This window comes from uncultured Marivita sp. (assembly GCF_947488135.1).
In the GTDB taxonomy this organism is placed as follows: Bacteria; Pseudomonadota; Alphaproteobacteria; order Rhodobacterales; family Rhodobacteraceae; genus Marivita.
Genome location: NZ_CANKYW010000001.1, coordinates 1433165 through 1440605, shown reverse-complemented (window position 1 = coordinate 1440605; position 7441 = coordinate 1433165). Strand labels below are relative to the sequence as shown.

7 protein-coding genes are annotated in these 7441 nt (G+C 63.3%); 1 reads left to right on the top strand and 6 read right to left on the bottom strand.

All coding sequences use genetic code 11. The features are described from left to right. Nucleotides 1-224, top strand: a 224-nt coding sequence (locus Q1B16_RS07160) for a hypothetical protein (RefSeq protein WP_299785938.1), incomplete at its 5' end; no start/stop codon positions are given. 69 nt (nt 225-293) lie between these two features. Here the strand turns inward: Q1B16_RS07160 and Q1B16_RS07155 are convergent. The 6 genes from Q1B16_RS07155 to Q1B16_RS07130 all read right to left on the bottom strand — a co-directional run bounded on the left by Q1B16_RS07155 (nt 294) and on the right by Q1B16_RS07130 (nt 7324). After that, entirely contained in the window at nt 294-1076 is a 783-nt protein-coding gene (locus Q1B16_RS07155; RefSeq protein ID WP_299785936.1) for a carnitinyl-CoA dehydratase, read from the bottom strand. Continuing rightward, complete coding sequence (locus Q1B16_RS07150) at nt 1076-3097, bottom strand: acetate--CoA ligase family protein (protein WP_299785934.1); 2022 nt, start codon at nt 3095-3097, stop codon at nt 1076-1078. Before Q1B16_RS07150 ends, Q1B16_RS07155 begins: the two co-directional genes overlap by 1 nt. A gap of 113 nt (nt 3098-3210) precedes the next feature. Beyond that, nucleotides 3211-4371 carry an acyl-CoA dehydrogenase family protein gene (locus Q1B16_RS07145; protein ID WP_299785932.1) on the bottom strand — a complete coding sequence of 387 codons (1161 nt, stop codon included), beginning with the start codon at nt 4369-4371 and terminating at the stop codon, nt 3211-3213. Next, nucleotides 4368-5783: a carnitine 3-dehydrogenase gene (locus Q1B16_RS07140; RefSeq protein WP_299785930.1), complete on the bottom strand. Its 1416-nt coding sequence runs from the start codon at nt 5781-5783 to the stop codon at nt 4368-4370. The genes Q1B16_RS07145 and Q1B16_RS07140 overlap by 4 nt, the downstream gene beginning before the upstream one ends. Beyond that, entirely contained in the window at nt 5780-6406 is a 627-nt protein-coding gene (locus Q1B16_RS07135) for an SGNH/GDSL hydrolase family protein (protein WP_299785928.1), read from the bottom strand. The genes Q1B16_RS07140 and Q1B16_RS07135 overlap by 4 nt, the downstream gene beginning before the upstream one ends. A gap of 3 nt (nt 6407-6409) precedes the next feature. Further along, entirely contained in the window at nt 6410-7324 is a 915-nt protein-coding gene (locus Q1B16_RS07130; protein ID WP_299785926.1) for a 3-keto-5-aminohexanoate cleavage protein, read from the bottom strand. Between the last annotated feature and the right edge of the window lie 117 nt (nt 7325-7441).

Here is a 7441-nt window from a genome sequence, read left to right as displayed (position 1 = left end):
ATCCACCTCGTCTGCGTCACGCGCACCGTCTGATGTCCCGCCGTGTCGCCTCAGCGCCGCCGGTGAAGGGGTATTTAGAGTCGGGGCCGCAGGACCGCAAGCAGAAATTTCAGGAAAATCGCAGAAATCTGGAATTTTCTTGTAACCCATTGTTCAAAAACATTTTTCCAGAGTATTTTCTCGAATTCCCCGCGCCCTGCCCTCCGCCCATCTATGTCCTGTGACGCTCCTAGCCGCTTATCCACAAGCTTACCCACATATGCCCCTGGGTAAACCGCGAGACTCAACGCGAGTCACCGCCCCTTCCACACCGGATCGCGTTTTTCGGCGAAGGCTTTTGCGCCTTCGATCTGGTCTTCCGAGTCGTAGAGCACATCGACAGTCTTCAGCTGACGGGTTGTGATACGGGTCATCATCTCCTGAAAGGCCGTGTCCTCCGCCTCTCGCAAGATTTCCTTGATGGCCGCGTAGACAAGCGGCGGACCTGACGCGAGGGTCTCTGCAAGTTTCATCGCTTCGGATGCCAGATCGCCTGCGGGATAGACATGATTCACGAAGCCCCAGCGCGCGGCTTCTTCCGCGTCGAGCCATCGCCCCGTCAGAAGCATCTCCATCGCGATGTGGTAGGGAATGCGTTTCGGCAGCTTGACGCTCGCCGCGTCGGCGACCGTGCCGGACCGGATTTCGGGAAGCGCGAAGGTAGCGTGATCAGCCGCGAGGATAATGTCTGCGCTCAACGCGAGTTCGAGCCCCCCGCCGCAACAAATGCCATTCACCGCCGCGATCACCGGTTTGTTGAGGTTCGGCAATTGCTGCAAACCGCCAAAGCCACCGACTCCATAATCGCCATCGACCGCGTCACCGTCGGCCGCAGCCTTGAGATCCCAGCCCGGGCAGAAGAACTTGTCCCCTGCCCCCGTTATGATCGCGACACGCAGAGTCTCGTCATCGCGGAACGCCGCGAACACCTCGCCCATCGCGCGGCTTGTGAGAAGGTCGATGGCGTTGGCCTTCGGTCGGTTCAGCGTCACCACCAAGACATGGCCTTGGGTTTCGACATGCAGTGGTGAGTCCATCAGGCTCCCTCCCGAATAAAGGCGTCCGCGACGACCGCACGCGTGGGTGTCACAATCAACGGATTGATTTCAACTTCGACGATGCGCCCGCCCTTCGCAATCACGTAGTCCTGCACCTTCAGGATCGCTGCAATCACCGTCTCGCGCGGAACCGCGTCCTTGCCGCGATAGCCCCGGAGGAGCGGCGCGGTGCGTAGACAATTCATAGCGGCGTCGATCTCTTCGGCGGTTGCGGGCAGCAGAAGATGCTGGGTGTCCTGCCACAGCTCGGTCAGCACTCCCCCGGCCCCAAGGGTCAGGACGTAGCCATGCGCCGGGTCGGCAAGAACCCCGACCAGCAGCTCGACGATCCCGTCCGTCACCATTTCTTCCAGATAGAACTGGTCGCAGCCAAGCGTTTTCGCGGCTGTGACCACATCATGTTCGCTGCGCAAGTCGAGAATGACGCCACCGCTCTCGGACTTATGCGCCAGCCCGCGCGCTTTCAGAACGACCGGCAGCAGAGGGATCGCCTGGCGCCCTGCGTCATCCGGTGAGGCTGCAAGCGCATGGCGCGGGACATCCAGCCCGAATGCGGCCAGCTCAGTTTTGGCGTCTGCTTCATCGCGGAACCGGACGTCGCCGACGATGCGCGGTAAGACCAAGCGGCGGTCCGCATCATGTGTAGTGGCGCGACCGTAAATCGTCGCAAGCGCGTCCAATCCCGCCTCCATCCCGTTCACGGGCAGAATCCCGTCAGACATGAGCCGTGTCGTCATCTCTTCCGGCAAGGTTTCCGCCAACGACGACAGCAGCGCGATGGGCTTGCCGATGCGCTCTCGCGCGCAGCGCGCCGCGATCTCGACGCAGTCCCAGGCATCCGTGTCGCAGCGATCCGCTCTGGGCATGTCCACCACGACCACCGTCAGCGCAGCGGCTCCGTCCGCCATGATCGCATAGACCTGGGCCATGCGGTCAGCGTCGTTCCAAATGAAAGTGTGGTAGTCGAGCGGATTGGACCGGGCGACCATCGGCCCAAGCACCTTGGCCAAGGCGCTGTCCTGTTTCTCGGTCAACGGAGCAAAGGTCAAACCCCTCACCTCGCCGCCGTCAGCCATCAGGCTGGCCTCTCCACCCGAGCAAGATAGCGATGCGATCGGACCCGGCTCGACTGACCCAAAAAGATGCGCGTGCTTCAGCGCTTCGATCAAGGCATCAAGCGACCTGACCCTGAGCACACCCAACCTGTCGAAAAGCGCGCTTGCGCCGGCATCGGACCCGGCGAGTGACGCGGTATGAGAGATCGCCGCGACTTGCGCCGCCTCGGATCGTCCGGACTTCAATGCGATCACCGGCTTGCCGAGACGATGCGCCTCCTGCATGAGAGCCCGAAACGCATGGAGGTCCCCCACCCCTTCGATATGCAGCCCCAGCGCCGTGATGCGCGGATCGCCCAGAAGGTGGCGGGCAATCTCGGTCAACCCGATCTGGGCCTGATTGCCCGCCGTTCCCAAAAACGCGATGGGCAGGCCGCGCGTCTGCATCGACAGGTTCAGCGCGATGTTGGAGCTTTGCGTCAGGATCGCCACGCCACGTTCGACCGGGATCAACCCATGCACATCCGGCCACAGCGCCACGCGGTCCAATGCGTTCACGAAGCCATAGCAATTCGGGCCAACAATCGCCATGTCGCCCGCCGCCGCCAGCAATGCCGCATTGAGGTCTGCCCCGTCCCCGGTTTCGGCAAAGCCGCTGGCGAAGCAGACCGCACCGCCCGCGCCCTTGGCGTTCAATGCGCGCAGGGCGTCGATGGTCGAAGCGCGGTTGACGCCGATAAAGCAGGCATCGGGCGCATCCGGCAGGTCCGAGATCGAGCGTATGGCGTGATTGGCTGTCGGATGGACATGCCAGACCGGGCCGTCAAAGCCGATTTTCGAGAGCGATACCATGACTGACCGGCACCATGCCCCGCCACCGATCACCGCGATGGAGCCCGGGGTGAACAACCGTGCCAGGTTGCGCGTCACGATGCGTCGACGCATCGTTGATTTTCCGCCAACGAAAAATGCCCGGCTCGGCCCGAACGCGGCATCCTGATCATTGCGCGGGACGCCCATCGGCGCAACAAGGTATTTGAAGCCCGAAGAAGCACAGGTCAGGCCCCTAATGGACGCAGCAGATCGCGGCTGATGATATGGCGCTGGATCTCGGATGTGCCGTCCCAGATCCGTTCCACCCGCGCATCACGCCAGAAGCGTTCGATGGGATAATCGTCCATCAGCCCCATCCCACCGTGGATTTGCAGCGTCGCATCGCAGACCCGCGCCAGCATCTCGGTCGCGTAAAGCTTGGCGCTGGCAATCTCGCGGTTTGCGGGCAGGCCCTGATCCAGCCGCCACGCGGCTGACAGGGTCAGCCAATCCGCCGCGTCGATTTCGGTGATCATGTCGGCGATCTGGAAGCTCACGCCCTGAAACTTGCCGATCTGCTGGCCGAATTGCTTGCGCTCGGCGGCGTAGGTCAACGCGTGATCGAACACCCGCCGCGCTCGACCGACGCTCATGGTCGCGACAGTGATCCTCGTGGCGTAGAGCCATGTGTTCATCACCTCGAAGCCACCATCGACTGCGCCCAGCACCTGCGCGTCAGGCAAGAGGCAGTCGTCGAATTCCAGGATGCAGTTCTTGTAGCCGCGGTGGCTCACCGACCTGTATCCGTCGCGCACGATGAAGCCCGGATGCCCGCGATCCACCAGAAAACAGGTGATGCGCTTCTTCGGCCCTTTCGGGGTCTCATCGACGCCTGTCGCCACGAAGACGATGAAGAAATCCGCGTGATCGGCACCCGAGATGAAATGCTTGGTGCCGTTCACCACCCAATCGCCGCCTTCGCGACGCGCGGTGCAGGACATGCCACGCACGTCCGATCCGGCCTCGGGTTCGGTCATGGCCAGCGCATCCATCCGCTCTCCGCGCACGGCGGGCAGCAGGTAACGGTCGCGTTGATCGCCTTCGCAGGCCATCAGGATGTACTGCGGCCGTCCGAAGAAATGCGTGAGCGCCATTGACCCGCGCCCCAACTCCCGTTCGACCAGCGCGAAATCGAGATGGCTTAGCCCCGCACCGCCGACCTCTTCGGGGAAATTACAGGCATAGAAGCCCAGGTCGATCACCTTGCGCTTGATTTCCTGCGCCACTTCGTGCGGCACCTCGCCGGTGCGTTCCACCTGTATCTCGTGGGGATAGATCTCGCGTTCGACGAAGTTGCGCACAGTCGAGACGATCATCTCCTGCTCATCATTCAATCCGAAATTCATCGCGTGCCCTCCGCATGGACCGCCGCAAGCTTTTCCACCACTTCTGCGACCTGTGGCAACGGCGGACAGGACCGACGCGTCTCCAGCGACACATGCAGCAGGAACTGGTCGCAGGTTGCCAACAGCGCGTCGTCCGACGCGCGATGCATCTCGTGCCAAAGCCGCAGCTTCTTGCCCTCGCCAAGCGTCACACGCGTGGTTACGTAGATGTCCTCCCCCGCGTGTGTTTCGTTGAGGTACTTCACCGATGTCTCTGCGGTGAAATAGCTGTTGCCCGCCGCGATATAGTCCCGGTCGGCCCCGACATGGGTCATCAGTTCTTCGGACGCGTCCGAGAAAAGCTGCCCGTAGCGGCCTTCGTTCATGTGTCTGTTCACATCGGTCCAATCCACCGGCACCACACGCCGCACCGTCACCAAGGGCACCCCGTCCCCCAACGGCCCACGCAAGCTGGAGTCATGGTCGAGGATCAGCTTGCCCGCCGCCGCGCCCTGTTGTTTCAGCGCGCGCAGGATGGCGACAAGGTTGTCGTCGCGCAGCCGTTCCAGATCGCGGATGCCCATATGGCCGGACTGCGCGTCGGACTGGCCCGCGATCAGGTCCACCAACTCATCCGTGAACTCCGGCACATCGGTCAACTTGGTCCATGGCCATTGCAGGCACGGCCCGAACTGCGCCATGAAATGCCGCATCCCAGCTTCACCGCCCGCCACGCGATAGGTCTCGAAGAGGCCCATCTGCGCCCAGCGCAGGCCAAAGCCATAGCGGATGGCATTGTCGATCTCCTCGGTGGTGGCGATGCCATCCTTGACCAGCCAGAGCGCCTCGCGCCAGACGGCCTCAAGGAAGCGGTCGGCGATATGGGCGTCGATCTCGGCGCGGACATGCAGGGGGTACATGCCGATGGCGGTCAGGATCTCCTTGGCGCGCGTGATAATTGAGTCGTCTGTCGCGGCACTTGGCACCAGTTCTACCAAGGGAAGAAGGTAAACCGGGTTGAACGGATGCGCGACGACGATCTGGCCGGGGCGCGCGGCGCCCTGCTGCAATTCGGACGGCTTGAACCCCGAGGTGGACGAAGCCAACACCGCGCGTTCGGGACAGGCCGCCTGGATTTGCGCGATCACCTTGTGCTTGACGTCGAGCCGTTCCGGCACGCTTTCCTGCACCCAGTCTGCCCCGGTCACGGCCTCGTCCAACGATCCGACGAGGGTGATCGCGCCGCGCGCGTGCATCGGGGCCTCGTAAAGCATCGGCAGGACCCGCGCCGCGTTGGACATCACTTCGCCGATCTTGCGTTCGGCCTCGGGGTCCGGGTCGAAGACACTTACCTCCCACCCCATAAGTGCAAACCGCGCGGCCCAGCCGCCGCCGATCACGCCGCCGCCAACGATCGCCGCAGTCCCGGTCATGCCAAACGCTCCTGCACCGCACGGGCCAGAACCGATCCGAACGCGTGATGCGCCGCCGCCTCCCAATGGACACCGTCCACGTCAGAGACCTCGACCACCGCGCCGGCATTTGCAAAGCCACAGCCCTGCCGCGCGGCCGCCGCAGCGATTTGCTCTGACAGCCCTTCCTGACGCGTCTCTGCGCCCGCGAAGACGTCCGCCAGAACCCCCGCCTCCCGGACCGGGACCGGTGCGACCAACAGGATGTCCGGCACAACGCCCTCGGCCCGCGTGGCAAGGATCAACCGCTCCAGCGACCGGGCAATCTCGAACGCCGTCACCGAAAACCGGTTCTTGAGGTCATTGGTCCCGAGCATCAGGATCATCAGGTCGATCGGCGCGTGGCTGTGCAGGATCGCGGGCAGCACGGTCAGGCCGTTGCGCATCCCGCCTTCGACCGGATCGTCATGAACGGTCGTTCGTCCCGGCAAGCCTTCCGAAAGGACAATGTGGTCCGGCCCCAACGCCGCCGCCATGACATCGGGCCAGCGATCGCCGGGATCATGCCGCTCGAACGCGCCCAATTGCGTGAGGGGTTTGGTGCCGTGGGTGTTGCTGTCTCCGTAGCAAAGGATCACCGCCATGTCTCAGCCCCTCGGCGCGCGCTTGGTCAGGCCAAGCTTGTCGCGCACCGCCTGCGGCCCCATCACGCTGGCCCCCATGCGTTCCACAATGCCGACCGCCCGTTCGACCAGCTGCGCGTTGGTGGCCAGAACGCCTTTCTCGAGCCAGAGATTGTCCTCGAGGCCAACCCGCACGTGACCGCCTGCCAGCACGGCGGCGGCGGCGTAGGCCATCTGGTTGCGGCCGAGTGAGAACGCGCTGAAGGTCCAGTGGTCGGGCACGTTGTTCACCATGGCCATGAAGGTATTGAGATCGTTTGGCGCGCCCCAGGGGACGCCCATGCAGAGCTGCACCAAAGCGGGATCGTCGAGAATGCCCTCTTTCACCAACTCCTTGGCGAACCAGAGGTGGCCGGTGTCGAAAGCCTCGATCTCGGGCTTCACGCCGAGGTCGGTCATCATCCGGCCCATGGCGCGGAGCATGCCGGGGGTGTTGGTCATGACGTAATCGGCTTCGGCGAAGTTCATCGTGCCGCAGTCGAGCGTGCAGATCTCGGGCAGGCATTCGGCGATGTGGGCCACCCGTTCCTGAGCACCGACCATATCGGTGCCTTCGGGGTTCACGGGCAGCGGTTTTTCGGGCGATCCGAAGGTGATATCGCCGCCCATGCCTGCGGTCAGGTTCAGAACCACGTCCACTTCGGCGTCGCGGATTCTGTCCGTAACCTCCCGATAATATTCGATTTTTCGCGACGGCGCGCCTGTCTCCGGGTCCCGCACGTGGCAATGCACGATGGCCGCGCCTGCCTTGGCGGTGGCGATGGCGCTGTCGGCGATCTCCTTGGGGGATCTGGGGACGTGGGGGCTTCGGTCCTGGGTTCCGCCCGAGCCGGTTACGGCGCAGGTGATGAAGACCTCCTGGGTCATGGTGAGTGGCATGTTTGTCCCCCTGCGTTTTCCAGCAGACTGGGTGCCAAACGGTTTGAGTGCAATGACTTTTGCGACCCTTGGCGACGTTTCCGGACACGGGGAAAACGCCCTCTGACGGGCATAAAA